We start from the raw sequence: 25,472 nt of genomic DNA on the forward strand, positions 1-25,472 counted from the left end.
TGCCTTGACCCCTAATGCACGCCTTGCGGGCGCTATTTCTCTGTTGGAGGCGATAGCGGCCGCCCCTCGCAAGCCTGCCGACGCCGTCGCCAACGACTTCTTCCGGCAGCGTCGCTTCATCGGCGGCGGCGACCGGCGCGAGGTCTCGGATCAGGTTTGGCACGTCCTCCGCCATCAGCGCCGGCTCAACTGGTGGATCGGGCGCGCCCAGGGCGAGCCCAGTCCGCGCCTGGCGGTCGGCGCGGTCGCCGTACTCGGTGGCCGTCCGTCCCATGACGTGGCGAAGATGTACAACGGCGGCCGTTATGCCCCCGAGCCGCTGACCGAGGCCGAGGAGGAAATCCTCCGACGCCTCAACGACCACACCTTCGATCATCCAGCCATGCCGGACGCCGTGCGGCTCGAGGTGCCCGACTGGATCATGCCGCTGCTGGTGGAGCGCTTTGGCCGCGATACCGACCGTGAGGTCGCCGCCATGCTGGCGCCGGCGCCACTCGACCTGCGGGTCAACCTGCTGAAGGGCGACCGCACGGCGGCGCAGGCGGCACTCGCGGCCGAGGGGATCGTCGCCGAGCCGACGGCGCTCAGCCCTTGGGGGTTGCGGATCGCCGGCCGCAAGCCGGTCGTGACCGGTGAGGCTTTCCGTTCCGGGCTCATCGAAATCCAGGACGAGGGCAGCCAGGTGGTGGCGTTGCTCGCCGATGCGCAACCGGGGATGCGGATTCTCGACTACTGCGCCGGGGCAGGCGGCAAGACGCTCGCGATGGCGATGACCATGGAGAATCGCGGCCACATCCTGGCGGCCGACACCTCAGCCCATCGGCTGGAGGGTGCGGTGCGCCGGCTTCGTCGCGCTGGGGTGCACAATGTCGAACAGCATCTGCTGACGGAAGGCGACAAATGGGCCAAGCGCCGCCGGGAAACCTGCGACCGCGTGCTGGTCGATGCGCCTTGCACCGGCACTGGAACCTGGCGGCGTAACCCGGACGCCCGGCTGCGGCTGACCGAGGCCGACCTTTCAGCGCTGGTGGAAAAACAGGCCGCCATTCTGCATGACGCATCCCGCTTCCTGCGCCGCGGCGGCCGGCTGATCTACGCCACCTGCTCGCTGCTGCGACCGGAGAATGAGGATCAGGTGGATCGCTTCCTGGCCGGACATGCCGATTTCTCCCGTGTGACCGAGATGCCTGAGGGGATGCCGGACATTGCCGAGGAGGGCGTGGTGCGGCTGACGCCCGCCCGCCACGGCACGGACGGGTTTTTTGCGGCGATCCTCGAACGGCGATGACGATGATCCGGCCCGCCGTTCCGTCGGATGGGGCCGCCATCGCCGCCGTGCATGTCGCGGCCTGGCGCAGCGCTTACGCCGGTCTGCTGCCGGATTGGACGCTCACCGAACTCTCCGCGCGGCGGCAGGAAGCCTACTACGGCCGGGTAATCCGCAGTGGCGGCATCGTCCATGTCGCGCAGCCGCCGGATGATGCGCGCGAAGAGGAGGGCGACGCGCCGCCGGTGGTCGGCTTCGTGACGGCGAGCCGGCTGCCGTCGGGTGCGATCGCCGATGGTGAAATCGAGACGCTCTACGTGCTGGACGATTGGCGGGAGCAGGGCTTCGGCCGCGGACTTATCCGGGCGGCGGCGGTCGATCTGGCGGCGCTCGGATGCCGCAGCGTGCTGGTCTGGGTTCTGAGCGGCAATCCCAGCCGCTGGTTCTATGAGCGCCTGGGCGGCGTGCGCTCGATCGAGGGCAGCGTCAGCGTCGGCGGCCGTTTGCAGCCGCAGACGGCCTTCGTCTGGAACCCGATCGACCGGCTCACGGCCCCGCTGACGGAATAGCGCCTTGCCCCGAAACCCTCGCTAGGTCATATCGCGACATGGCACAGATCACCGCAGACCGTATCCTCATCCTCGATTTCGGCAGCCAGTTCACGCAGCTGATCGCGCGCCGTGTGCGGGAAAGCGGCGTCTATTCCGAGATTTGGCCGTTCAGCACCGACCCGCAGAAGATTGCCGACTACGCCCCGCGCGGGATCGTTCTCTCCGGCGGTCCTGCGAGCGTGACCGAGGACATTTCACCCCGAGTGCCTGCGATCGTCTTCGAGCTGGGCGTGCCGGTGCTCGGCATCTGCTACGGCGAGCAGGCGATGTGCCTGCAACTCGGTGGGACGGTCGAGGGCCATGACCATCGTGAGTTCGGCCGCGCCTTTGTAGAGGTGACGGAGCCCTGTGCTCTTTTCGACGGCATCCAAGACGGCTGGGCGCCGGGCGCGCGCGAGCAGGTGTGGATGAGCCACGGTGACCGCGTAACCCGCCTGCCGCCGGGCTTCCGCGCCGTCGCCACCAGTGACGGCGCGCCCTTCGCGGTCATCGCCGATGACGAGCGGCGGCTCTACGGGCTGCAATTCCACCCCGAGGTTGTCCATACGCCGCATGGCGCCGCCATTCTTCGCAACTTCACCCACGCTATTGCCGGTTGTGCCGGCGACTGGACGATGGCGGGATTTCGTCAGACGCAGATCGAGGCCATCCGCCGTCAGGTGGGGCAGGGCCGGGTCATCTGCGGCCTCTCGGGCGGCGTCGATTCGGCTGTTGCGGCGGCCCTCATCCACGAGGCGATCGGCGACCAGCTCACCTGCATCTTCGTCGACCACGGGTTGCTTCGGGCGCGCGAGGCGGAGGAGGTGGTGCGGGTGTTCCGGGAGCGTTTCAACATCCGGCTCGTGCATCGCGATGCGTCCGACATGTTCCTCGGCGCCTTGGACGGCGTGGACGACCCCGAGGTGAAGCGAAAGACGATCGGGCGTCTGTTCATCGACGTATTCGAGGAGGAGGCCGCAAAACTGGGTGGCGCCGATTTCCTCGCCCAGGGGACGCTCTATCCCGATGTCATCGAGAGCGTGAGTTTCACCGGCGGTCCCTCGGTGACGATCAAGTCGCACCACAATGTGGGCGGCCTGCCGGCGCGGATGCGGATGCAACTCGTCGAACCTTTGCGCGAACTGTTCAAGGACGAGGTACGGCTGCTGGGGCTGGAGCTTGGGTTGCCGCCGGCAATCGTCGGGCGGCACCCGTTCCCGGGGCCGGGGCTTGCCATCCGCATTCCGGGGGCGATCACGCGAGAGCGGCTCGATCTTCTGCGGCGGGCCGACGCGATCTTCCTGGAGGAGTTGCGGCTGCACAATCTCTATGACGCGATCTGGCAGGCCTTCGCGGTATTGCTGCCGGTGCGGAGCGTCGGCGTGATGGGCGACGGGCGCACGTATGACCTCGCCTGCGCCTTGCGGGCGGTCACGAGCACGGACGGCATGACGGCGGATGTCTATCCGTTCGAGGTGCCATTTCTTACGCGGGTCGCGAACCGGATTGTCAACGAGGTACGCGGCATAAACCGGGTGACCTATGACATCACAAGCAAGCCGCCGGGCACGATCGAGTGGGAATGATTTTGAGGGCGTAGGACGATCCTGCTTTACGTATAACTCGTGATCGCGATCGCCGAGAAGTTCCCGGGCGTCCATGTGCGGAGCGGCGAAGGACACACGTTCGGTCGCGAATTCTCAGGGCGACGCTCGAACGGCCACCCATCCTCGCTGACGCTTCTCTACAACATCTGTTACGATCAGTTCAGACATTCGAGTGGAATTGCGTGCTATGGCGGTTGAGAAAGTGGACACCCTAGTTGTGGGTGGCGGCCAGGCTGGCATTGCCATGAGCGAGCACCTGAGTACGGTGGGGGTGCCGCATCTCATTCTCGAGCGTCATCGCGTTGCGGAACGTTGGCGCTCCGGGCGATGGGACTCGCTCGTGGCAAATGGGCCTGCCTGGCACGATCGCTTTCCAGGTCTCGAGTTCTCGGGATTCGATGCAGAGGAGTTCGTGCCCAAGGACAAGATGGCCGAATACTTCGTTGCTTATGCCGACATGATCGGCGCCCCGATCCGCTGCGGTGTCGAGGTCAAGGCGGTGGAGAGGCTGGACCGTGCCCGTGGTTTTCGAGTGGTTACCTCGCACGGCATCATCGAGGCTGATCATGTGGTGGCCGCAACGGGCGCGTTTCACAACGCGGTCATTCCGGCTCTTGTCCCGCCGTCGGCCGGGGTGATGCAAATTCATTCCAGCGATTACCGAAACCCTGGTCACTTGCCGGAAGGGGCCGTGCTGGTGGTCGGCTCCGGATCGTCGGGCACGCAAATCGCGGATGAACTTGTCCATGCCGGGCGGCGCGTCTTCCTCTCCGTCACTCCGCACGGCAGGCCGCCTCGCCGCTACCGGGAGAGGGACTATTGCTGGTGGCTTGGCGTGCTCGGCAGATGGGATGCGCAGACCCCGCCCGAAGGGGCCGCGCATGTCACGATCGCAGTCAGCGGCGCCGATGGAGGCAAGACAATCGATTTTCGGCGTCTTGCCCGGCAGGGCGTTGCCCTCGTGGGGCGGGTAAACGGTTATCACGATGGCGCGGTATCGTTCGATGGCGATCTAGCCGCCAATCTGGCTCGTGGCGATGCCGATTACCGGGCCGTGCTCGATGAGGCGGATGCTTATGTTGCTCGCAACGGGCTTGAGCTTCCGGAAGATCCCGATGCCCGTCGGATAGAACCGGAGCCGGCGTGTGTTTCCGATCCGGTCCGCGTTCTCAAACTTGCCGAAGCGGGCGTGACCTGCATTCTTTGGGCGACGGGATATTCGTCCGACTTCAGCTGGTTGAAGGTCGACGCGTTCGATCGGGAAGGACGGCCGAAGCATCAGCGTGGCGTGTCGAGCGAACCGGGAATTTACTTCCTTGGCTTGCCCTGGCTGGCCAGACGCGGATCGAGCTTCATCTGGGGCGTCTGGCATGACGCCAAGTTCCTGGCCGATCATATTGCAACGCAACGCGGCTATCTGGCTTATCGCCCGCCTGCGACACGCGCGAGCGACGTGGCGTAGCGCGTGACGAAGGACCGGCCCGATCAGATGGAGACCGACATGGTGCATACCCGGATTCGTATGTTCAACACGAAAGATACCTATCCTGAGCAGAAGCTCGAGAACGATCTCTGCCAGGCAGTTGTTACGCGAGGCGGGCAGACCGTCTATTTGCGTGGCCAATGTCCGCAGGATCTTGATACCGCACGGTCGATCGATAGCCATGATCCCGCCGAACAGACACATAAGGTCATGCAGAACATTCAGCAGCTCATCGAGGAATGCGGCGGCTCCATCGAGCACCTTGTCAAGGTCGTGGTTTACATCACCGATGTGCGTCATCGCGAGGCGGTTTACCGGACCATGGGCCAGTACATCAAAGGCGTGCATCCGGTCTCGACCGGGCTCGTCGTGCAGGCGCTTGCGCGACCTGAGTGGCTGGTCGAGATCGACGCCACCGCGGTCATTCCGGACTAGAGCCGGCTCATGACATTTTCGATCGTCGCGCGATGCATGAGCACCGGCATGTTTGGCGTCGCCGTCGCATCGTCTTCGCCCGCTGTTGCCGCACGTTGCGCCTATGCGGCGGCCGGCATAGGCGCGGTCGCCAGCCAGAATGTGACTGATCCGGAGCTGGGACCGCGCATCCTTGAACTCATGGCGAGAGGTGCGTCAGCAACGGAAGCCGTCGAAATAGTTCGGCGGACGGCGCGGCATGCCGATTACCGGCAGGTTCTGGCCGTCGATTTCAATGGGTTGAGCGCCATCCATTCCGGTCCGAAGGCACTGGGCATCTGGGCCGAGGCGCGGGCCGGGAATGTCGCGTGCGGTGGCAATCTGCTGGCCAACAGCGGCGTGCCGCAGGCTATGGTCGACGCGTTCCTGTCGCATCGTGGCGATCTAGGCGACCGTCTTGTCGTGACGATGCGGGCGGCTCTTGCGGCAGGAGGTGAGGCAGGCCCCGTTCACTCCGCCGGCCTCAAGCTCGTACGGGATGTGGCCTGGCCTGTTGCCGATCTGCGCTGCGACTGGACGAATGACTGCCCGATCGAACAGGTTGCCATGCTGTGGGACCTCTATAAGCCTCAGCTCGAGGCCTATGTGACACGCGCCAGCGACCCATCCGCGGCACCAAGTTACGGTGTTCCCGGCAACGAATAGGTCGGTGGACCAGAAGAAAAAGCCTGGACGGGCTTATTCGGCAGCCACGGCGGGAGCCACGGCTTTGGACCGGGATACGAAGTAGTAGACGGGGCTGATCACCGCCAGGCACACGATCCAGGAGATGTCGGCGCCGCCAAGCATTTTTGCGATCGGGCCGGTGTAGAGCGTCTGGGACATGAACGGCACTTCGAGGGCGATGCCCGCGATGTAGCAGGCGATAGCCGGCCACTGGAACCGACCATAGATGCCGCCATCGGATCTGATGAACGAGGCGACATCGTAGGATCCATGGCGCACCAGGTAGTAATCAACCAGGTTGATCGCGGTCCAGGGAACCAGAACATAAAGCAGGACGTAGAGGAAGTTCATGTAGTTCGCGAGGAAGTGCGCTTGTCCCAGAATGCCGACGGCAACTGCGAAGACGAAGATGAGCAAGCTTGTGACGAGGCGCGCGCTCAGTCCGGGCAGCCAGTCGCTGGCGAAGGTTTGCACGAAGGTCAAGCAGGCGAGGACGCCGCAGTAAATGTTGATCGCGGTGCCACAGGCGAGGCCGATCGTGAAAATAATCATGATGGGGATGGCAAGTCCGCCCGAGGCATGGGTGAAGCCGGCGACCATGTCGCCACTGCCGACGATGATCCCGAGTATGGCGCCGAGGATCATCGGGAAGATCGAGCCGAGTGCCGCTCCCCAATAGGTGCCCCAGAAGGCCGGAACAACGCCCGTGTTCTTCGGCATGTAGCGTGTGTAGTCCGAAACGTACGGCGCGTAGGAGAGCGTCCACAGGGCGCCGAGCGATGCGGCGCCGATGAAGTTCGGCAGGGTGTAGGTGCCGGCGGTCAGGAGATTTTTCGGCAGGCCGACGAAGAACGCCAACATGACGAAGACGGCGAGGAGTGCCAGCCCCGTGACGATGGATACGTATTTGCTGTATTCATGGATGATGTCGTAGCCGTAGATTGCTGCGGCAAGGCTGATGACGCCGAGAATGACAACGCCTGTGTCGATGCTGACACTCGGCAGGACGGAGTGGATCGACTGCCCTCCGAGCACCATGTTCGAAGCGATGAACCCCAGGTACATCAGGATCACGGCGACGATGATGACGATGGAGCCTACCGAGCCAAACTGGCCGCGCGTCTGCACCATCTGCGGCACGCCAAGCTGAGGCCCCTGCGCGGCGTGCAACGCCATGAAGATCGTGCCGACCAACACGCCGATCGCGACAGCAAAACATGCCGATACGAACCCTAGCCCGAACAGCGTGGTGGCCAGACCGCCCGTGACGACGGTGAGGATGTTCATGTTGCAGCCAAACCAGATGGTAAACAGGTAGCTGCCTGTACCATGCCGTTTATCTAGCCCGATGGGCTGGATGGTGTTGTGCTCTATCGCACCGAGTGGTGGTGAATCCATCACATTCTCCCAGGCAGAATTCTGCCGGTTATGACCAGCCTGACCGAGCCGTGATGGTGGCGATCGTCCCGAAGCTAGCCTTTTAACTGACGAGATTGTTCTCGCAGCGGAGATTGATCAATCGATTCGATAGCATACTGCCGATCTTGGTCAATACGAAACCTCCCCGCGGCGCGCATCGCCAATGATAAGTCGCGTCCGGCGAGCGGGCGTTTCGCTTCCAGCGTCCCCTCTCATCATGCCGTTGGCTTCAGGCCCCGATGGGCACGTGCTCCAGTCGCGCCTCGATCATGCCGATCAACGCGTCCTCCGCGGGCTTCAGCTCCTGCCCACCGCTCAGCGCGAGATGAGCATAGGGGTCGGGCGTCGGCGGCAACCCTGCCAGCGTCTCCATCACGGCAAGACCGCACCATGGCGCATAGGCCGGCGAGTAGCCGCCCTCGTGGCAGAGCGCCAGCCGGCCCTGGCAGAGCTGCGCCGCGGCCGCCATCAGCCGCTCGGTCATGGCCCGGTAACTGTCCGTCGTCAGGAGCATGCGGCCGAGCGGGTCCATCGCACAGGCGTCGAAGCCGGAGGGCACGATGATTATCTCTGGCCGGAACCGCTCGAGCGCGGGAAGCACGATGCGGTCGAAGGCGGCCAAATAGCCGCCGTGCCCGGTGCCGGGCGGCAGCGGCACGTTGATGTTGGCGCCTTCCCCAGCACCCGTCCCGCGCTCCTCGACACCGCCCGAATCGAGCGGGTAGCAGCGATCCTGATGCAGGGAGATCGTGAGCACATCTGCATCCTCATAGAACAGAGACTGCGTGCCGTTGCCATGATGCACATCCCAATCCACCGTCGCGATGCGCCGCGCCCCGCGCGTGCGGCGCAGATGTTCGATCGCGATCGGGATGTTGGCCAACAGGCAGAAACCGCGGCCCCGGTCGCGCTCGCAATGGTGGCCCGGCGGGCGGACGAGCGCATAGGCGGTATCGACAGTGCGGTCCCACACAGCCTCCGCGGCGACCAGGCAGCCGCCCGCCGACATCAGTGCGATCTCCCAGGAATTCTTGCCGACGGGCGCATGGTCTCCGGCCTCGCCGAAACCCAGCTCGCTCATCGCCTGCAGGCGCTCGATATAGGCGGCGCCATGGACGCGCAGCACCTCGTCCATGGTGACCGGACGAGGCCGCAGCGGCGTCAGGCTGTCCATCACGCCGGTGACCTCGAGCAGGTTGCGCATGCGGCGCTTGGCGGACGGGTTCTCGATGTGGATCTCGGGCTCGACGAGGCCCCCAGCCGGGATGGAACCCGCGGCCATCCCCGTGTTGTGCCACATGTAGCGCTCGTGCCAGACGAAGCCGACGTTGGGCATTCAGACAGCCTCCTTCATCGCGGCGCGCGGCGCGGTCGCGCCCAGGAACTCCGCCGCCCGTTCCGCGATCATGATCGTCGGCGCATTCGTGTTGCCGGAGATCATGCGCGGAAAGACGCTGGCATCGGCGACGGTGAGACCCTCCAGCCCATGCACCCTGAGATGCGGATCGACCACCGCCAGACGGTCGGTGCCCATCCTGCAGGTGCTGGTCGGGTGATAGAGCGTCGTGCACTGGCTGCGGATGAAGTCGCCGATGTCGTCATCGCTTTCGAGGCCCGCGCTCGGAGCGATCTCATGGTCGAGCAACTCGGCGAGCGGGGATTGCGCCGCGATCCGCCGGTTGAGCCGCACCCCCTCCACCATGGTCGCGAGGTCCGTGCCGCTGTCGTCGGAGCTGAAGTAGCGCGGGTCGAGCGACGGATGCTCGAGCGGGTCGGCCGAGCGCAGGCGAAGCTCGCCCTGGCTCTTCGGCCGCTGCAGCGTCGCGTGGAAGGTGAAGCCGGCATGGCTCGCGAGGTAGCGGGCATGGTCGCGATGACCGGAGACGACACCATAGAGTTGCAGATCCGGCTCGACATCCGGCCTGCTGCGCACGAAGCCGCCGGCCGCGACCCAGCAGGAGGTGAAGGCGCCGCTGCGCTGCTCCTGCCATTCGGTCATGGCCGCCGCGAGTTCGGCGCCGGTCATGCCGCCGATGCCGACACGCTCCTTGGTGCGGTAGGTGATGGGAATGTTGATGTGGTCCTGCAGGCTCTTGCCGACGCCCGGCAGATCGTGCACCGGCGCCACGTCCACGGCTTCCAGCTCCGCGGCGGGGCCGATGCCCGAGAGCAGCAGAAGCTGGGCCGAGCCGATGCTACCGGCCGAGAGGATGATTTCGGGCGCATAGGCGGTCTCCGGCTGACCGCGATCGAGAAACGAAACGCCTTGCGCCCGGCCATGCTCGACATGGATGCGGGTCGTTAAAACGCCGGTTCGCACAGTGAGGTTGGAGCGGCCAAGCGCGGGGCGAAGGAAGGATTTGGCCGTGCCGAACCGCTCGCCGTCCTTCACCGTAAGCTGGAACCAGCCGACGCCCTCCTGCTCAGGGCCATTGAAGTCGGCGTTGTCGGGCATCCCGGCCGCCTGCGCGGCGCGATGCCAGAGCCGTTCCACCGGATCGACAAAGGGCACGTCGGAGATGGTCAGCTCTCCGCCAGCCGCGTGCAACGGGCTGTTGCCGAGGCGCGGATTGTTCTCGGATCGCAGAAAGACCGGCAGCACGTCCTGCCAGCCCCATCCGGTGCAGCCGGCAGCCGCCCAGCCGTCATAGTCGGACGGCAGGCCGCGGATATAGATCATGGCATTGAGCGACCCCGAGCCGCCGACCATACGGCCGCGAGGCCAGTAGATGCGCCGCATGCGGCATCCAACCTGCGGCTCCGTGTGGTACCCCCAATCGACGCCAGTGTTGAACATCATCGGCCAGTTGGCGGGGATGTCACTGTCTTGCGGCGCCGCGCGTCCGGCTTCCAGCACCAGAACGCGCCGCCGGGGATCGGCGGAGAGGCGGTTCGCGAGCACGCAGCCCGCGCTGCCTCCGCCAACGATGATCGTGTCATAGGTCACGGCAAGCTCCTCCCAGGCGCATTCAGCCTGCGGCGAAGGCGCCGCGACGTTCATCGTCCCAATAGGCGGCGAGCAGGCTGGCAACGATAAAAAGGCCGAGCGCCCCGTAATAGACGATCGAGCACGGCAGGCCGAAGACGATGGGCGTGGGGCGGCCGAGCGCCCAATAGATGGGCGGGAAGAGCGCCAGAATGGCGTCGAGCGCGAACCAGATCGAAATGAAGGTCGACCGGGGACGGCTTGCGGGCAGCGGGGCGAGGGACATGATGCGGACTTTCCTCTGCTGATCAGGCGCGGCGCGGCTTCAGTGCGAGGGCGCCGATGGCGCTCGCGCTCGGCATGCGGCTGCTGGTCAGCGCGAAGAGGCCGCGGACCCTCTCCTGCTCCTGGGCGCCGCTCGGCAGCAGCACGGCGCAGGCGGCGTAGATGCCGGCATTGACGATCAGCGCGATGACGCCGGAGGTCAGGCCCCAGGCCCAGCCGATGCTGAGCGGGTAGATCGCCTGCAGGATGATGGCGAGGGCGAAGCCTGCCACCATGCCGAGGATGGCGCCGGTGGCGTTCCCGCGCCGCCAGAAGATGCCGAGATATTGCGGCACCGCGAGCTGGATGATGCCCTGGTAGGACAGGATCGCCAGCATGAAGAGATGGGGAATGCTGCGCGTGGCGAGTGCCGCCGAGATGACCGTGACGACCACCATGCCGATCTTGGCGACGATGACCGAGTTCCTGTGGTTCATGGGCCGATAGGCGCCGACGAGGTCGTTAGCGACCTGCGCCCCCGTCGCCTGCACGTTGCCGTCGACATTGCCCATCGTCGCCGCCAGCACGACGACGCCGGCGAGGCCGAGCAGCACCGGGCCGCCGGCCAGGCGGCAGACGGTGAACCACATCGCGTCCGGCGCTTTGGCGACCTCGGGCAGACCGGCGGCGAGGAGACCGAGAATGACGAGGGCGACGGACCAGACCAGTGAGAGCGGGGCGCCAAAGGCGCCGGCACGCTGCACGCTACGCACGCCGTTCGCGGTGTAGAGACGGATGAAGATGGCGGGCCAGCACCAGCCGCCGATGGCGCCCGAGAAGATGATGGCGAAGAGGTAAAGAGGCCCGATCCCGGCGCCGAGGCCGGGCACCGCGAGCTTGGCGGCAGGCAGGTGGCCGAGGCCCAGGCCACGGCCCCAGATGAGCCAGGCGATCAGGCCAAGGATGATGAAGACGCCACCGATGTAAGCGACGATGCCCTGCAGCATGTCCGAGATTATCACGCCGCGCATGCCCATGCGGATCGTCCAGAACTGGCGCACCACCATGATGAGGACGGCGATGAGAACCGCCGTGGTGGCACTCAGGGCGCCGTAGGACAGGGCCTGGAACATGTCGCCGAGACCCTTGAAGCCCAGGATAAGCCAGGGGATGCCCGAGACGATGCCGATGATCGCGCCGACCACCGAGACGCCGCGCGAGTTGTAGCGCAGTGCGAACAGGTCCGGCTGGGTCTTGAGATCGAAGAGCTTGCCCCAGACCCAGACACGCTCGGCCATCACGTACATGAGCACGACCGTGAGGAGGCTGTAGATCACCATGTAGAAGCCGATGACGCCGGAGCCTGCGGCAAGGCCGGTGAGGGCGAGGAAGATGCCGCCGGGCCACCAGGTGTTGAGGAAGGACATCGCCTGATACGTCCAGCCGAAGGACCGGTCGGCGACGGCATAATCGGTGAACGACTTGTCGGTCACATGGGCCCGTTGCAGCACCACGATCACGGCAATGCAGAAGAGCAGGATCAGGCCAAAGGTGATGATCACAGGCAGGCACTCCTGAACGGGGTGGCGGTCAGCGGGCTGATCTCAAAGGGCGGATGTCATCGGCTCAGCGGCTCCAGGCCGCACCAGTCGGCAATGGCGAGCGTCAGCGTGCGGGTCACGCGATGCAGGGAGGCGAGGCCGACGCTTTCGTCGATGCCATGGGCAAGGTCGCCATCCGGCCCGTAGCAGGTCACCTGCGTCTTGCCATGCAGCGCGTAGAAGCGCGCATCGGTGAGGGCGGTCGCGGTGTAGTGCGCAACGGGCTCGCCGACGAGTTGCCGATGCACCTCCTGGACGAGGCGCGCGATCGGCTGCTCCGGCGGCATCAGGCAGGCATCCGCCATGAAGCCGCGGAAGGCGACATCGAGCGTGATGCCGCCGAGGCGCGGATCGGCGGCCGCCTCCGTGACGATTGCGCGGATATCCTGCTCGACCTCGCGGCAGGAGCGCCCGAGCATGACGCCGACACGCATGCCGATGCGGGCGCGCGTCGGCACGGAGCTGTTCCATTCGCCGCCTTCGATGGTGCCGAAATTGACGTTGACCGGATGCGTCTCGTCGGCGAAGGCCGGATGCATCGCCGCCGGCTCGTTCATCCTTGCCTCGTAGCGACGGAAATGCTCGACGACGACGTATGCCGCGTCGATCGCGTTGATGCCGCTACTCATCTGCCGGACGTGCACAGGGCGCCCGGTGACGGTCACCCAGGCCCAGACGACGCCGACTTCCGCAACCCACAGGGCCTCGCGGCCGGGGCCGGGTTCAGGGATGATGACGCCCTCGGGCATCGGCAGCGCCTGCATGACGGCAAGCGCGCCGTTGCCCGTGCATTCCTCCTCGATCACCGCCGCCAACTGGAGTTCGGCGGCCGGCTGAACGCCCGCGAGCTTGAGGGCGGCCATCGCCGCCAGGACGGCTGCGTGACCGGCCTTCATGTCTCCCGAACCGCGGCCATAGAGCCGTCCGTCACGGATCGCGGGTTCAAAGGGAGGCGTGGTCCACAAGTCGGCTGCGCCCTCATGCACGACGTCCAGATGGCCCTGGAGCAGCAGGCTTTTTCCCCGGACCTCGCGCGGCCGATGCACCGCCGCGACGTTGCTGCGGCCAGCGTAGGAGATGAGCGGCGGCGAGAAGCCCGGATGGTCCCGAAGCGCCGCCTCATCGATGGCGATGAAGCGCGGCGCGAGCCCGAGCGTCTCGTACATCGCCGCCATTTCCTCGATGCAGGACTGTTCCTGTCCTAGCACGCTGCGGTGGCGGACGAGGCGAGAGGCAAGCTCGATGGCATGGTCTTTCAGACTGTCTGCCGCCTCAAGAAGCGCATGCGCCAGGCCGGGATCGTCAGTCGCGTATTCAGCCAATAGAGCGAGCCTTTGAAGGAGTGGTTACCGATTGTGCTAAAACGCTATAGGATCCGCGCCGGTAAGCAACTCCATTTTATTGAGCCCGTTTTTTGGGCACATGACTAAGGAACGCGCCGCTCCATCTGTTTCAACCGCGACAGCCTGAGGCATGACTTGGCGACCGGTGACGCGGCACCATATCCCTGACGACCGGCGCGACATTCATGATGCCACGCGTTCGCGATCCGGAGCGAGGAGATACGAGCGATGAGCGCGTCCTCTAATGCCCCCGCCGATCCGTCGAAGCAGCCGGTTCGAAGCGCCGAGCAAGACCAACCCCTGTCCGATTCCGTGGCTTACGGCAACGGACCGCAGGATTCCGTTGCCAACGCGACGGAAGCCGCGGCAGTGACCCGGCATCGGATCGAGCTTGGCGGCCGCGAGATTGCCTACACAGCGCGCGCCGGTCATCTCGTCACGGTCGATGCGAGCAGTTCCAAGCCTGACGCTACGTTCTTTTACGTGTCCTTCACCGCGGACACGTCCGACGTCATGAACCGCCCGGTGACCTTCTTCTACAATGGCGGCCCGGGCTCTTCGTCCGTCTATGTTCTGCTGGGATCCTTTGCCCCCATGCGGCTGAAGACGTCCCTCCCCAATTTCACGCCTCCGGCGCCCTATGAGATCGAGACGAACACCGACAGTCTCATCGACATCAGTGATCTGGTCTTCGTCAATCCCGTCGGCACCGGTTACTCGGCCGCCATCGCGCCGAAGGTCAACAAGGATTTCTGGGGGACCGACCAGGATGCGGCGTCGCTGAAGCAGTTCATCAAGCGCTACCTGACAGTCTATGACCGATGGAACTCGCCCAAGTTCCTCTATGGCGAATCCTACGGCACGGCGCGGACATGTGTCCTCGCCTACATGTTGCACGAGGACGGCGTCGACTTGAACGGCCTGACCATCCAGTCGTCGATTCTCGATTACGCGCAGGCGGGGAACCCGGTCGGACTGATGCCCACCTGGGCCGCCGACGCGTGGTATCACCACAAGACGACGGTGCAGCCAACGCCTCCCACGTTGCCGCCGTTTGCGGAACAGGCGATGGCGTTCGCCGGGACCCGGTATGCGGCGGCGTTGAAGCAGATGCCGCATCCCGATCCCGCAACGCTACAGCAGTTATCCGCAGACATCGGCATCGACACCGAGACGCTGCTGACCTGGAACCTGAATGTCGCCACCGCCAATCAGCAGGGCACATCGGAGTTCCTCGTCACGCTGCTGAAGGATCAAGGCCTGGCGCTCGGTTCCTACGACGGACGGGCGACCGGCATCGACACGGGCATCGCGGCGACCATCGATCCCATGTCGGGCAGCAACGATCCGACGATGACCGCGGTCAACGGCGCCTACACCGTGATGTGGAACAGTTACCTGAACGACGAGCTGAAATATACCTCGGTGTCCTCCTTCACCGATCTCAATGACCAGGCCTTTGCGAACTGGGATTTCCATCACACGGACCCGACGGATGCACAGAAGGGGATCGACGCCCAGGGCAACGTGATCCTCTACACGGCCGGCGACCTTGCCGCGACGATGAGCCTCAACGTCGATCTCAAGGTTCTCTCGGCCAACGGCTACTACGACTCTGTCACCCCTTTCTATCAGACGACGCGCGACCTCCAGGCAATGCCTCTGGATAATGCCGCGGTTCGGCAAAACCTCACGATCCGGTATTACCCGTCCGGGCATATGATCTACCTGGACGGCGGGTCCCGGACGGCCATCAAGGCGGACCTCGTGACGCTCTACAGAAGCGCTACATCCGACGCCCACGCGATGAGCCGCATCCGCATGCTCCAGCAGTCGACGCTGCAGGCCAAACCACAGGTCTAAATCCCCATACGACGTTGCTCGAACAACGCAACGGAACGGATGGCTCGAAGGGAATTCCATGATCCGACATCATCTGCAGGCCTTGGCGCCGAGCTTCGCGATGGAGCCGTCAGCCGAACGCGTGAGCGACATCACGGGCGCGGAGCCAATCAGGTTGACGATCGTTCTGAAGCCGCATCGCCATCTCGATCCGTTTGGAGCTCGTCTCAGCCGCGCGGAATTCGGCCGCCGCCATGGCACGCTGCAATCCGTCATCGACCGCGTGGCGCAATATGCGGGCGGCCACGGTCTGACCGTGACCCATGCGAGCGCATCCGAACATTGCGTTCGTCTCTCCGGAACCTACGCGCAGGCCCAAAGCGCCTTCGAGCCGGAGCAGATCGGCCGCTATCGCTGGGGGGTCCACGACCACATCTGCCGCTCCGGACATCTTCACGTGCCGCCCGATCTCGCGGAACATGTCGTGGCGGTCATGGGATTTGACCAGCGGCCGATTGCGCGGCCGCATTTCCGCATCCGCCCGCTGTCGACGCAGGCAGTCGTGTCCTATGACCCGACGCAGGTGGCGCAGAAATATGGCTTTCCGACCGATGTCACCGGCGCGAACGAGACGATTGCACTGATCGAGTTGGGCGGCGGCTACGACGCTTCGCAGATGTCCAGCTATTTCGCCGAGCACAACGTGCATCGGACCGGCACGCTCGAGGCCATCCAGATCGATGATGCGGTCACCGCGCCATCAGGCCAGCCGAACGGTCCCGATGGCGAGGTCCAGCTTGACATCGAAGTGGCGGGTGCCGTGGCGTCCGCTGCCAACATCGCTGTCTACATAGGCGGAAACACCAGCCGAGCCTTTTTGGACACTGTATCCGCGGCCGTGCACGATACGCAGCGCTCTCCGGGTATTCTGTCCATCAGCTGGGGCGGACCCGAGACCGGCTGGGCCGCGCAGGACCTCGATGCGATGGACCAGCTTTTCCAGACGGCGGCGTCGCTCGGCATCACGGTCTGCGCGGCGTCGGGGGATAGCGGCGCGACGGACGGCAGCCCGGATGGCAGCTTGACCGTCGATTTTCCTGCCTCAAGCCCGCATGTGCTCGGTTGCGGCGGCACCCGCCTGCCGCCTGAGGGTAGCGAGACCGCCTGGAACGACGGCGCGCAGGGTGGCGCCAGCGGCGGCGGCTATAGCAGCCATTTCCCGCGCCCGGACTGGCAGACCATCGGCTCGCAGACAGGCAGCGGCCAGACCGGTCGTGGCGTTCCGGACGTGGCGGGCGATGCCGATCCCGCGACCGGCTACACCGTCGCGATCGACGGCCAAACGACAACGGTTGGCGGCACAAGTGCGGTGGCTCCTCTCTGGGCCGCGCTCATTGCCTTGGCCAATCAATCGCTTCGGGCGAAGGTCGGGTTCGTCAATGCCGCTCTCTACGCGGCGCCCACGGCGTTCAACGACGTGACCAGCGGCAACAACAACGGCTACAGCGCCGGTCCTGGCTGGGACCCGGTGACCGGCCTCGGCACGCCGAAAGGCGAGGCAGTGCTGACGGCACTGAAGAGCCTCGCGGCGAGCGCCAGCGCCACATCCTGAGGCGCGTCCGCGCCGTTCGGTTCATGGCTCCATCAAACGCCGATGCTCAGCTTCGGTGAGGTCGTCGGCAGGATACATGCATTCGACGCGGATTTCCTGCGCCGTGATTGTTTGCGGCGTGCCGACTGTGGTGATCATCGAGAAGTAGTTGAGTGCCCGGCCGTTCCTGACGAAGCCGATGGGCGTCATCGGCAGGAGGGGGGTTGCGAACGGCATGGTTGGGCCTTTTTCTCCCCTGCCGTCGGGATAGCTGAGCAGCGCGTTGATGAGTTCCATCGTCTTTTCGTCGACGACCGACCCGACAGCCTCGCGATAGACTCGCGCCAGAAGGCTCTCCGAGACAGCCCTCCAGTCGGAGATAAAGGGCCGCATCCCGTCGGGATCGAACATCAGGTGCAGGAGATTTCGTGGGCTTGCCCGCGACGCCATGTCGATAAACTTGCCGAAGAACACCGGCGCCGCTTCATTCGTCATGATGACGTTCCAGTAGCGATCCATGACCACAGCGGGGAACGGTTCATGCTGGCGCAAGAGACGCGTCAGCACCTTCACGATGCTGGCCATTTCCGGCGCATCCAGGGGAACCTCCCCGTGGACCGGCGCGTATCCAGCGGCGATCAGCAAGGTGTTGCGTTCTCGCAGAGGAACGTTGAGCCCGTCTGCGATGTCCATCAGTTTCTCCCGGCTGGGGGTGCTGCGCCCACTTTCGATGAAACTGATGTGCCTTTGAGAGACGCCGGTTTCGAGAGCGAGATCGAGTTGGCTTTTGCCGCGTGTCTCGCGCCATTGGCGCAGAAGCTTCCCGAGCCCGCTTTCCGGTCGCGCAGGATGGCGTTTGTCCAATGGCATCGTGCAGTTCCTCGGAATGATCTTGGGACCATCCTTTACTCCAGTCGCGCGCCAAGCCGATTACCTTGGAGGTAATTGAGGCTATTCCCGCGACTGCCTAAAGCGGTGATCGAACGAGGAAGCACCGGGCAACCGCCCTCGTCCCATTCGGCCACCTCTGCAGAAAGGCAGTGACATGACAACGTTTCCCGTTAACACGATCGACACCGCGCCGGACCGCTCGAAAGCCCCGCTGAAGCAGTTGCAGGCGAGCTTCGGCATGATCCCGAACATCCTGGGATCCATGTCGACATCTCCGGTTCTCATCAACAGCCTCGTTGGTCTGTTCCAGAATGTGCATGGCGGCAGTTTCTCCGAGGCCCAGATCCAGACGCTGCTTCTCACCAATGCCGTGACGAACGAGTGTTCCTGGGCCGTCGCATTTCACACAGCTTTGGGGCTGCAGGCGGGGCTCGATCCGGCGGATGTGCAAGCCATCCGCGAGCGGCGCCTGCCGAAGGACGAGAAGCTGGCCGCCCTGTCGGCGCTTGCGAGGTCGCTGATACAGAAGCGCGGCCACCTCCACGACGCGGATATCGACGCCTTCATCAACGCCGGGTTCGATCAGGAGCTTGCCCTTGAGGTGATTGCCGTGGTCGCGGCGTCCACGATCACAAACTACACGGGCAGCATGACGAAAACGCCGCTGGAGGAGACGTTTCGGAACCACGCCTGGAAGCCGTAGAGGCAGAACAGGCCTCACGGTCGCGCGAGGCCCGGCGTCGCCTTCGCAACTGCAGCACAGACCCGGCCCGCCGCTGCTTGTTCGTCTCCGCGCGGCGCGCCAAACTGACCTCAACAGCGGAGAGCACCCATGACGAAGCAGCTTCATCTTGGCGCCTTCATGCGCCCCGTCGGCATCCACACGGCCTGGTGGCGCTATCCGGGCGCCTTCCCAGACGCCAACTTCAACCTCAAGCACATCACCCGTTTCATCCAGACACTGGAGCGCGGCCGCTTCGACGCCTTCTTCATGGCCGACCACCTCGCCGTGCTCAACATGTCGATGGCGGCCCTCCGCCGGAGCGCGACGGTCACCTCGTTCGAGCCGCTGACCCTGCTCTCGGCGCTCGCCATGGTCACGGAGCGGATCGGCCTCGTCGCCACCGCCTCCACCACCTTCGACGAGCCGTATCATATTGCCCGCCGATTTGCGTCGCTCGACCATATCAGCGGCGGGCGGGCGGGCTGGAACATCGTCACCACGTCGAACCCCGATTCCGCGCTCAACTTCGGCCTGACCGAGATGGTGGACCACGACGAACGCTACCGCCGGGCGCGGGAGTTCTTCTCGGTCGTCACCGGCCTCTGGGACAGCTGGGCGGACGATGCCTGGCTACGCGACCAGGAATCGGGGATCTTCTTCGATCCCGCGAAGCTGCACGTGCTGGATCACAAGGGCGAGCACCTCTCCGTGCGCGGCCCGCTCAACATCGCCCGGCCCGTTCAGGGTTGGCCGGTCATCGTCCAGGCCGGCGCCTCCGAGGCCGGTCGCCAGCTCGCCGCCGAAACCGCCGAAGTGATCTTCGGCAGCAGCCGCACCATGGAGGACGCGCAGCGCTTCTATGCGGATGTGAAGGGGCGGTTGAAGGCAATCGGCCGCTCGCCCGACAGCCTCAAAATCCTGCCCGGCGTGCTCGTGGTGGTCGGGCGCACGCAGGCGGAGGCGCGGGATAGGATCGCGCTGCTCGACAGCCTCGTCCATCCCGACAGCGGCGTGCCCAACCTCTCCATGCGTCTCGGCGTCGATGCCTCGGCTTTCGATCTGGACGGCCCGCTGCCCGAGATCCCCCAAAGCAACGCAAGCCAGAGCGGGCGCGACGCCCTGGTGGCGCTGGCGCGGCGGGACAATCTCACGGTGCGGCAGCTTGCCCAGATCTGCGGCGGCTACGGCGGGCTCCAGTTCGTCGGCACGCCGGGTGAGATCGCGGACAAGATGCAGGCCTGGCTGGAAGGTGATGCCTGTGACGGCTTCAACGTCATGTTCCACACCGTGCCTGAGGGGCTCGATGATTTTGTCGATCTTGTCGTGCCGGAGTTGCAGCGGCGCGGCATCTTCCGCCGCGAGTATGAGGGAACGACGTTGCGCGACCACCTTGGTCTGGCGCGGCCGCCAAACCGTTTCTTCCAGGAGCAGGCGCGGGACGCGGCGGAGTAGGGAGAACGCGGTTCTTTTTGAGAAAAAGAACCAAAAACTTTTGGCCGTTTAAGGAGCGGGGCTGGTGTGGATCTGGTGGATGGCGTTGATGCGCGCCTCGATCTCCGGCGTGATCCGGACCTCTTCCGAAGCCAGTGCCACCTCAAGTTGCGGGATGCTCGTGGCGCCGATGATGTTGGAGGTCACGAACGGCCGCGTCGTCACGAAGGCCAGCGCCAGCGTCGCCGGGTCCATGTCCAGCTCCCGCGCGAGGGCGAGGTATTTGTCGATCGCCTCCGCGACACCCGGCTTCTCGTAGCGCTGTCCGCGCTCGAAAAGCGTTGTGCGAGCACCGGCGGGTCTCGCCCCTCCCTGGTACTTGCCGGTGAGATAGCCCTGGCCGAGCGGCGAGTAGGCCAGCAGTCCGACCTGCTCGCGCATCGCGATTTCCGCGAGCCCGGTCTCGAATGTCCGGCTGATCAGGTTGTAGACGTTCTGGATCGAGACGACGCGCGGCCCCCGGCCGGCCTCGGCCGCCTGAACGAAGCGCATCGTGCCCCAGGCGGTCTCGTTCGAGAGGCCCACGTGACGGATCTTGCCGGCGGTCACGAGGTCCTGCAGCGCGCCGAGCGTCTCCTCGATCGGCACCTCGTCGGCCGGTTCATGGGCGCGGTAGACCGTCCCTCCGGAGCCGAACAGGTCCATCGGACGGTCCGGCCAGTGGAGCTGATAGAGGTCGATGTAGTCGGTCTGCAGCCGCTTCAGCGACTGCTCGATGGCATAGTTGATGTTGGCGCGGTCGAGGCGGCTGCCGCGGCCGTCGGGCCGGATCCAGGCGGAGGTGCCGCGTCCTGACACCTTCGAGGCAAGAATGACACGGTCCCGCGTGCCGCGCGATTTGAACCAGCTGCCGATGATGCGTTCGGTCGAGCCTTGGGTCTCGGCTTTTGGCGGGATCGAATACATCTCGGCCGTGTCGAAAAAGTTGATGCCGCGATCGAGCGCCATGTCCATCTGGGCATGGCCTTCGGCCTCTGTGTTCTGCTGGCCCCAGGTCATCGTGCCGAGGCAGATGGCGGAGACGCGGATGTCGGTTCGTCCAAGCGGGCGGTATTCGGCCAAGAGCGATATCCTCGGGAAGGGAAGGTGAGATAAGGGAAACGTGGGGCAGGAGATTGACGCCACCTTCTGCCATCAAAAGCCGCTTGCGTGAAGCTCACCTCCCCGGATGCCATGCCGGACGCGCATGACACAGGGGGGAAGGGCGAGAGCTTCACTGTTGATTAGGCTTCAGCCGCTATTCTCTCCGACGACGTTGCGCGCCCTGCGTGCGCCAGATCAGAACGTCCGTCGGAGTTCGAGAATGCGCTTCTTTGACAATTTGCGAATTCGCAACAAGACGATCGTGAGTTTCGCGGTTGTGCTCGTATTGGCGGTGGGGCTTGGCCTCTACGCGATTTACCGGCTGCAGTTCCTTGGCGCTCAGGTCCACAACGTCGAACAGAACGTTCTCTCTTTCCCGGATCTCGCTGAGATGAACGGCGACCTCAGCCGCCTGCAATCCCTGGCCCTGAAGAACATCGCGCTGGGGCCGGACAGCGCGTCCCAGATCACCGCCGAGCAGACTGCGGTCCGGAACTCATACGAGATCCACTGGAACAAGTATCGTCCGACGATGGACCCCGGCGTTGAAACCGCAGACGGCAACCAGTTCAATGCTGCCTTCGCCCAGATGGGCGTCGATGCCGGCCGCATCGTGCAGGACGTCTCCGCCAACAACGACGCCGACGCTAAAACCATCGTCGCCGGCGACATGGCCGCGCAGTACGGCCTGTTCCACACCGGCATCAGCGCGGATCTCGACTACCAGCTGCAACAGGCGAAGCAATTCGCCGACGCCGCGAATGACGCCGAGAAATCGAGCTGGCGCGGCATTCTCGTCGTCCTTGGCGTCATGCTCGCGGTGATCGTTGTCATCATCTGGCTGATGGTCAAGGCGATCGCCGAGCCGGTCGCCAGCATGACCGAGGCAATGCGCCGGCTTGCCGGGCGGGACACGGATGTTCAAATCCCGGGCGTGGGGCGGCGCGATGAAGTCGGCGCCATGGCGGGCACCGTGCAGGTGTTCAAGGACAATGCGATCGAGCGCGTGCGGCTGGAAGCCGAGGCTGCCGAGTTCCAGAAGAACCTCGATCGCAGGCTGAAGGAGATGGAGGCTGCTTTCGAGGCCGCCGGGAAAGCTCAGAAGGACGTGGTCGACGGGCTCAAATCCGGCCTCTCGGAGCTTGCCGCCGGTGATCTGACGGCGCGGCTCTCGCTGCCTGTCGCGCAGGAGTACGAGTCCCTCAAGACGGACTTCAACTCGGCGATGAGTTCGCTGCAGGCGACCATGGAGGGGATTGCGAGCAACACCCAAGCCGTCAAAGCCGGTGCCTCCGAGATCACCAAGGCTTCCGACGATCTCGCCCGCCGCACCGAGCAGCAGGCTGCGAGCCTGGAGCAGACGGCGGCCGCGCTGGAAGAGATCACCGCCACCGTCAACAAGACGGCGGAAGGCGCCAAGAACGCCCGCGATGTTGTCAGTGTCGCGCGTCAGGATGCCGAGGCCTCGGGCAGGGTCGTCAGCGAGACGGTGAAGGCGATGGGCGGGATCGAGACCTCGTCCCGCGAAATCGGCAACATCATCGGCGTCATCGACGAGATCGCATTCCAGACCAACTTGCTGGCCTTGAACGCCGGTGTCGAGGCGGCGCGCGCGGGAGAGGCCGGCCGCGGCTTTGCCGTGGTGGCGACGGAGGTCCGCGCTCTGGCGCAACGCTCCGCCGATGCGGCTAAGGAGATCAAGATGCTGATTTCCGGCTCCAGCACCCAGGTCGAGACGGGGGTGAAGCTGGTGGCCGATACCGGCGAGGCCCTGTCGCGCATCGTCGAGCAGGTTGGGCGCCTGAACACGCTGGTCATGGACATCGCCGCCTCCGCGCAGGAGCAGGCGACGGCGCTCGGCCAGGTGAACAGCGCAGTCAGCGCGATGGACCAGACCACGCAACAGAACGCCGCCATGGTCGAGGAGAGTACGGCTGCGAGCCATGGGTTGGCAGCCGAGGCGGAAGAACTCTCCCGTCTCGTGGGGCAATTCTCCATCGGTCATGGGCGTCAGGCGGCGCCGGCTGGCGGCTACGCCTCGGCGCGCAGGCCCGCGGACCAGGATCGCCCGTCCGGCCGGGGCGCGAGCCTTCGGCCTGCGCATGCGTTGACCGCCTGACGAAGGGGATCGCGAGTGAACTAGGCGCCCCAGACCGGAGGCGTTACAGCCGCCGTCTGCTCGACGATCCGCGCATACGCCTCCGGCCGGCGATGCTCGGCGAAGTTGAAGATCGTCGTGCGCCCCAGCCTGCACATGTCGAGGTCGCAATCGGCGGTGACCAGCTCGTCGTCCCAGCTTGTCGCCATCGCCATGATCTCCCCCTGCGGATTGACGATGATCGAGTGTCCGAACAACTCGTGCCCGTCCTCCACGCCCGCCTTGGCGGTCGCGACGGCGAAGGTCGCGTTCTGGTAGCAGCCCGCCTGGATCGACAGATGGCTGTGGAATACCCGCAGGTGATGCGCCTCGAACCCCGACTTCTCCTGGTTCAGGCTCGGAGTGTTGTAGCCGAGCATGACGAGTTCCACGCTCTGCAATCCGAGCACGCGCCACGCCTCGGGCCAGCGGCGGTCGTTGCAGATCATCATGCCCATGTTCAGCCCGTCCAACGCCCCCATCGGCGCGCGGATGACCGGGAAACCGAGATTGCCCACCTCGAAATACAGCTTTTCGAGATGCTGCACGTTCCGCTCGGGCTTGAAGTCGGCATGCCCCGGCAAATGCACCTTCCGGTATTTCAGCAGAATCTCGCCCGAAGGCGCCACCAGGATCGCCGTGTTGAAATGCCGCCGGCGCACGGTCCCGGTTTCGTCCGGCTCGTGGGCGATCTCGGCGTAGCCCAGGTGAAAACCGATCCCGTAGCGGCGAGCGGCCTCGAACAGCGGGGCCGTTTCGTTCGAAGGCATCGCCGCCTCGAACCAATGATCCGCCTCATCCCGATTTTCATGGAAGTGGCGCGGAAAGAAGGTTGTGAGCGCAAGCTCCGGAAACACCACGAGCTGCACGCCGCGCTGATGGGCGCGCTCCATCAGGCGGACCATGCGCGCGACCGCCACGTCGCGGCCCTCGGCCTTCTGGATCGGTCCGAGCTGTGCCGCGGCCACCGTCAACAGACGTGTCATGCTCTGTCTCCCGCATTGTGCCGGCTGCGCATCAGCGGCTGGATGCGCGTGCCGAAGTTCTCCATCCCCTCGACGAAGTCGTCGAAGGTCATCATCACGCCCTGCACGCCGGGCACAGTCGCCATCTCGTCCAGCATTGCCGCGACATGGGCGAAGGAGCCGATGAGCACGCCCTGGTTCGTCGGCAGCTGCTCGAGCCCCATGGTGCGCCGCTTGTTCGGCTGGGCGAAGGGGTCGGTACTCGGATCGTCGCTCGCCTGCGCATCGCGCCATGCCAGGGCCTCCATGTCGGTGCCGGCCTTGTAGTGCTCCCACTTGGCCATCGCCGCCTCGTCCGTCTCGTCGGCAATGATCATGGTCAGGATGAGCGCGCCGCACGAACGTCCGGCTTCGCGCGCGGCCTCCACCAGCCGCGCCACGGATGGGCCGACCGCCGTCGGCTGGTTGACACCGAAACTGGAGCAGAAATTGTAGTCGGCGTGTTGCGCGGCATACCGGGTGCCGGCGTCGCTTTGACCGGCGCAGATGATCTCGATGGGCTTCGTCGGCAGCGGGCTGCAGCGGCAGTCATCCATCTGGAAGAAGTCGCCCTTGAAGTCGGAGTGACCCGTCGCCCACAGCTCCTTCATGATGGTGACGTATTCGGTGCAGTATTCGTAGCGCCGCTTGTAGTGCTCGCTTCCCGGCCACAATCCCATCTGTGCATACTCCGCGCGCTGCCAGCCCGAGACGATGTTGATGCCGAACCGCCCGTGGGAGATGCTGTCGATCGTCACCGCCATGCGCGCCGCGATCGGTGGCGGCAGCGTCAGCACCGCGCAGGTCGCGAACAGCTTGATCCGCGTCGTGACCGCAGCGAGCCCCGCCATGAGCGTGAAGGATTCGAGGTTGTGGTCCCAGTACTCGGAGGGGCCACCGAAGCCGTGCAGCTTGATCATGGACAGGGCGAAGTCGAACCCGAACCGCTCCGCCTTCTCGACGATCGTGCGGTTCAGGTCGAAGCTCGGCATGTATTGCGGCGACGTGGTCGAGATCAGCCAGCCGTTGTTGCCGATGGGAATGAAGACGCCAAGCTGCATGATCCGCC

General features: G+C 65.0%; 21 protein-coding genes. 11 read left to right on the forward strand and 10 right to left on the reverse strand.

Going from position 1 to position 25,472, the window contains the following annotated elements; translation table 11 throughout:
* Window positions 1-4: 4 nt before the first annotated feature.
* From ACOEQ1_RS03445 to ACOEQ1_RS03470, 6 genes are all read left to right on the forward strand, one after another.
* On the forward strand, window positions 5-1,288 hold the full coding sequence (locus ACOEQ1_RS03445) for an RsmB/NOP family class I SAM-dependent RNA methyltransferase (RefSeq protein ID WP_419757825.1): 1,284 nt from the start codon (window positions 5-7) through the stop codon (window positions 1,286-1,288).
* A gap of 2 nt (window positions 1,289-1,290) precedes the next feature.
* The gene (locus ACOEQ1_RS03450; RefSeq protein ID WP_419757826.1) at window positions 1,291-1,836 is read left to right on the forward strand and encodes an N-acetyltransferase family protein; all 546 of its coding nucleotides are present in this window, start codon (window positions 1,291-1,293) and stop codon (window positions 1,834-1,836) included.
* A gap of 38 nt (window positions 1,837-1,874) precedes the next feature.
* A complete protein-coding gene (guaA, locus tag ACOEQ1_RS03455; RefSeq protein ID WP_419757827.1) occupies window positions 1,875-3,443 on the forward strand; it encodes a glutamine-hydrolyzing GMP synthase in 1,569 nt (522 codons plus the stop codon).
* 208 nt (window positions 3,444-3,651) lie between these two features.
* Window positions 3,652-4,926: a flavin-containing monooxygenase gene (locus tag ACOEQ1_RS03460; protein WP_419757828.1), complete on the forward strand. Its 1,275-nt coding sequence runs from the start codon at window positions 3,652-3,654 to the stop codon at window positions 4,924-4,926.
* 39 nt (window positions 4,927-4,965) lie between these two features.
* A complete protein-coding gene (locus tag ACOEQ1_RS03465) occupies window positions 4,966-5,382 on the forward strand; it encodes a RidA family protein (protein WP_419758631.1) in 417 nt (138 codons plus the stop codon).
* 9 nt (window positions 5,383-5,391) lie between these two features.
* Entirely contained in the window at window positions 5,392-6,066 is a 675-nt protein-coding gene (locus ACOEQ1_RS03470) for a DUF1028 domain-containing protein (RefSeq protein ID WP_419757829.1), read from the forward strand.
* Between the two features lie 33 nt (window positions 6,067-6,099).
* Here ACOEQ1_RS03470 and ACOEQ1_RS03475 read toward each other — a convergent pair whose 3' ends face one another.
* The 6 genes from ACOEQ1_RS03475 to ACOEQ1_RS03500 all read right to left on the reverse strand — a co-directional run bounded on the left by ACOEQ1_RS03475 (window position 6,100) and on the right by ACOEQ1_RS03500 (window position 13,619).
* Window positions 6,100-7,485, reverse strand: coding sequence for a purine-cytosine permease family protein (locus ACOEQ1_RS03475; RefSeq protein WP_419757830.1), 1,386 nt, complete (start codon window positions 7,483-7,485; stop codon window positions 6,100-6,102).
* Between the two features lie 250 nt (window positions 7,486-7,735).
* Window positions 7,736-8,842 (reverse strand): class II histone deacetylase, encoded by a 1,107-nt coding sequence (locus ACOEQ1_RS03480; protein ID WP_419757831.1) that lies wholly within the window; start codon window positions 8,840-8,842, stop codon window positions 7,736-7,738.
* On the reverse strand, window positions 8,843-10,453 hold the full coding sequence (locus tag ACOEQ1_RS03485; protein ID WP_419757832.1) for a GMC family oxidoreductase: 1,611 nt from the start codon (window positions 10,451-10,453) through the stop codon (window positions 8,843-8,845).
* A 22-nt stretch (window positions 10,454-10,475) separates the two neighbouring features.
* Window positions 10,476-10,718 (reverse strand): hypothetical protein, encoded by a 243-nt coding sequence (locus ACOEQ1_RS03490; RefSeq protein WP_419757833.1) that lies wholly within the window; start codon window positions 10,716-10,718, stop codon window positions 10,476-10,478.
* Between the two features lie 22 nt (window positions 10,719-10,740).
* The gene (locus tag ACOEQ1_RS03495; protein ID WP_419757834.1) at window positions 10,741-12,258 is read right to left on the reverse strand and encodes a sodium:solute symporter family protein; all 1,518 of its coding nucleotides are present in this window, start codon (window positions 12,256-12,258) and stop codon (window positions 10,741-10,743) included.
* Window positions 12,259-12,314: 56 nt separating this feature from the next.
* Window positions 12,315-13,619 (reverse strand): ArgE/DapE family deacylase, encoded by a 1,305-nt coding sequence (locus ACOEQ1_RS03500; RefSeq protein WP_419757835.1) that lies wholly within the window; start codon window positions 13,617-13,619, stop codon window positions 12,315-12,317.
* Window positions 13,620-13,868: 249 nt separating this feature from the next.
* Between ACOEQ1_RS03500 and ACOEQ1_RS03505 the strand changes: the two genes are divergently transcribed.
* Both ACOEQ1_RS03505 and ACOEQ1_RS03510 read left to right on the forward strand, forming a co-directional pair.
* Window positions 13,869-15,503 carry a S10 family peptidase gene (locus ACOEQ1_RS03505; protein ID WP_419757836.1) on the forward strand — a complete coding sequence of 545 codons (1,635 nt, stop codon included), beginning with the start codon at window positions 13,869-13,871 and terminating at the stop codon, window positions 15,501-15,503.
* A gap of 58 nt (window positions 15,504-15,561) precedes the next feature.
* Window positions 15,562-17,094 (forward strand): S53 family peptidase, encoded by a 1,533-nt coding sequence (locus ACOEQ1_RS03510; RefSeq protein ID WP_419757837.1) that lies wholly within the window; start codon window positions 15,562-15,564, stop codon window positions 17,092-17,094.
* Between the two features lie 21 nt (window positions 17,095-17,115).
* On the opposite strand, the gene ACOEQ1_RS03515 is transcribed toward ACOEQ1_RS03510, so the two are convergent.
* Window positions 17,116-17,937 (reverse strand): helix-turn-helix domain-containing protein, encoded by an 822-nt coding sequence (locus ACOEQ1_RS03515; RefSeq protein WP_419757838.1) that lies wholly within the window; start codon window positions 17,935-17,937, stop codon window positions 17,116-17,118.
* Between the two features lie 181 nt (window positions 17,938-18,118).
* On the opposite strand from ACOEQ1_RS03515, the gene ACOEQ1_RS03520 reads away from it, so the two are divergent.
* Both ACOEQ1_RS03520 and ACOEQ1_RS03525 read left to right on the forward strand, forming a co-directional pair.
* On the forward strand, window positions 18,119-18,667 hold the full coding sequence (locus ACOEQ1_RS03520) for a carboxymuconolactone decarboxylase family protein (protein WP_419757839.1): 549 nt from the start codon (window positions 18,119-18,121) through the stop codon (window positions 18,665-18,667).
* Window positions 18,668-18,796: 129 nt separating this feature from the next.
* Complete coding sequence (locus tag ACOEQ1_RS03525) at window positions 18,797-20,140, forward strand: LLM class flavin-dependent oxidoreductase (protein ID WP_419757840.1); 1,344 nt, start codon at window positions 18,797-18,799, stop codon at window positions 20,138-20,140.
* 48 nt (window positions 20,141-20,188) lie between these two features.
* On the opposite strand, the gene ACOEQ1_RS03530 is transcribed toward ACOEQ1_RS03525, so the two are convergent.
* On the reverse strand, window positions 20,189-21,241 hold the full coding sequence (locus tag ACOEQ1_RS03530) for an aldo/keto reductase (RefSeq protein WP_419757841.1): 1,053 nt from the start codon (window positions 21,239-21,241) through the stop codon (window positions 20,189-20,191).
* Between the two features lie 241 nt (window positions 21,242-21,482).
* Here ACOEQ1_RS03530 and ACOEQ1_RS03535 point away from each other — a divergent pair, with 241 nt between their 5' ends.
* Window positions 21,483-23,381, forward strand: coding sequence for a HAMP domain-containing methyl-accepting chemotaxis protein (locus ACOEQ1_RS03535; protein WP_419757842.1), 1,899 nt, complete (start codon window positions 21,483-21,485; stop codon window positions 23,379-23,381).
* A 20-nt stretch (window positions 23,382-23,401) separates the two neighbouring features.
* Here ACOEQ1_RS03535 and ACOEQ1_RS03540 read toward each other — a convergent pair whose 3' ends face one another.
* Both ACOEQ1_RS03540 and rutA read right to left on the reverse strand, forming a co-directional pair.
* Window positions 23,402-24,385 (reverse strand): N-carbamoyl-D-amino-acid hydrolase, encoded by a 984-nt coding sequence (locus ACOEQ1_RS03540; protein WP_419757843.1) that lies wholly within the window; start codon window positions 24,383-24,385, stop codon window positions 23,402-23,404.
* Entirely contained in the window at window positions 24,382-25,464 is a 1,083-nt protein-coding gene (rutA, locus tag ACOEQ1_RS03545; RefSeq protein ID WP_419757844.1) for a pyrimidine utilization protein A, read from the reverse strand. The genes ACOEQ1_RS03540 and rutA overlap by 4 nt, the downstream gene beginning before the upstream one ends.
* Window positions 25,465-25,472 lie beyond the last annotated feature (8 nt).

Source organism: Acidisoma sp. (genome assembly GCF_965199065.1).
Lineage (GTDB): Bacteria > Pseudomonadota > Alphaproteobacteria > Acetobacterales > Acetobacteraceae > Acidisoma.

Bases quoted from the DNA above. Each gene is read 5' to 3' on its own strand.
- ACOEQ1_RS03535 (WP_419757842.1), top strand. From the start codon at position 21,483: ATGCGCTTCTTTGACAATTTGCGAATTCGCAACAAGACGATCGTGAGT.
- ACOEQ1_RS03470 (WP_419757829.1), top strand. From the start codon at position 5,392: ATGACATTTTCGATCGTCGCGCGATGCATGAGCACCGGCATGTTTGGC.
- ACOEQ1_RS03540 (WP_419757843.1), bottom strand. From the start codon at position 24,385: ATGACACGTCTGTTGACGGTGGCCGCGGCACAGCTCGGACCGATCCAG.
- rutA (WP_419757844.1), bottom strand. From the start codon at position 25,464: ATGCAGCTTGGCGTCTTCATTCCCATCGGCAACAACGGCTGGCTGATC.
- ACOEQ1_RS03465 (WP_419758631.1), top strand. From the start codon at position 4,966: ATGGTGCATACCCGGATTCGTATGTTCAACACGAAAGATACCTATCCT.
- ACOEQ1_RS03490 (WP_419757833.1), bottom strand. From the start codon at position 10,718: ATGTCCCTCGCCCCGCTGCCCGCAAGCCGTCCCCGGTCGACCTTCATT.
- ACOEQ1_RS03510 (WP_419757837.1), top strand. From the start codon at position 15,562: ATGATCCGACATCATCTGCAGGCCTTGGCGCCGAGCTTCGCGATGGAG.
- ACOEQ1_RS03450 (WP_419757826.1), top strand. From the start codon at position 1,291: ATGATCCGGCCCGCCGTTCCGTCGGATGGGGCCGCCATCGCCGCCGTG.
- ACOEQ1_RS03475 (WP_419757830.1), bottom strand. From the start codon at position 7,485: ATGGATTCACCACCACTCGGTGCGATAGAGCACAACACCATCCAGCCC.
- ACOEQ1_RS03520 (WP_419757839.1), top strand. From the start codon at position 18,119: ATGACAACGTTTCCCGTTAACACGATCGACACCGCGCCGGACCGCTCG.
- ACOEQ1_RS03480 (WP_419757831.1), bottom strand. From the start codon at position 8,842: ATGCCCAACGTCGGCTTCGTCTGGCACGAGCGCTACATGTGGCACAAC.
- ACOEQ1_RS03460 (WP_419757828.1), top strand. From the start codon at position 3,652: ATGGCGGTTGAGAAAGTGGACACCCTAGTTGTGGGTGGCGGCCAGGCT.
- ACOEQ1_RS03525 (WP_419757840.1), top strand. From the start codon at position 18,797: ATGACGAAGCAGCTTCATCTTGGCGCCTTCATGCGCCCCGTCGGCATC.
- guaA (WP_419757827.1), top strand. From the start codon at position 1,875: ATGGCACAGATCACCGCAGACCGTATCCTCATCCTCGATTTCGGCAGC.
- ACOEQ1_RS03505 (WP_419757836.1), top strand. From the start codon at position 13,869: ATGAGCGCGTCCTCTAATGCCCCCGCCGATCCGTCGAAGCAGCCGGTT.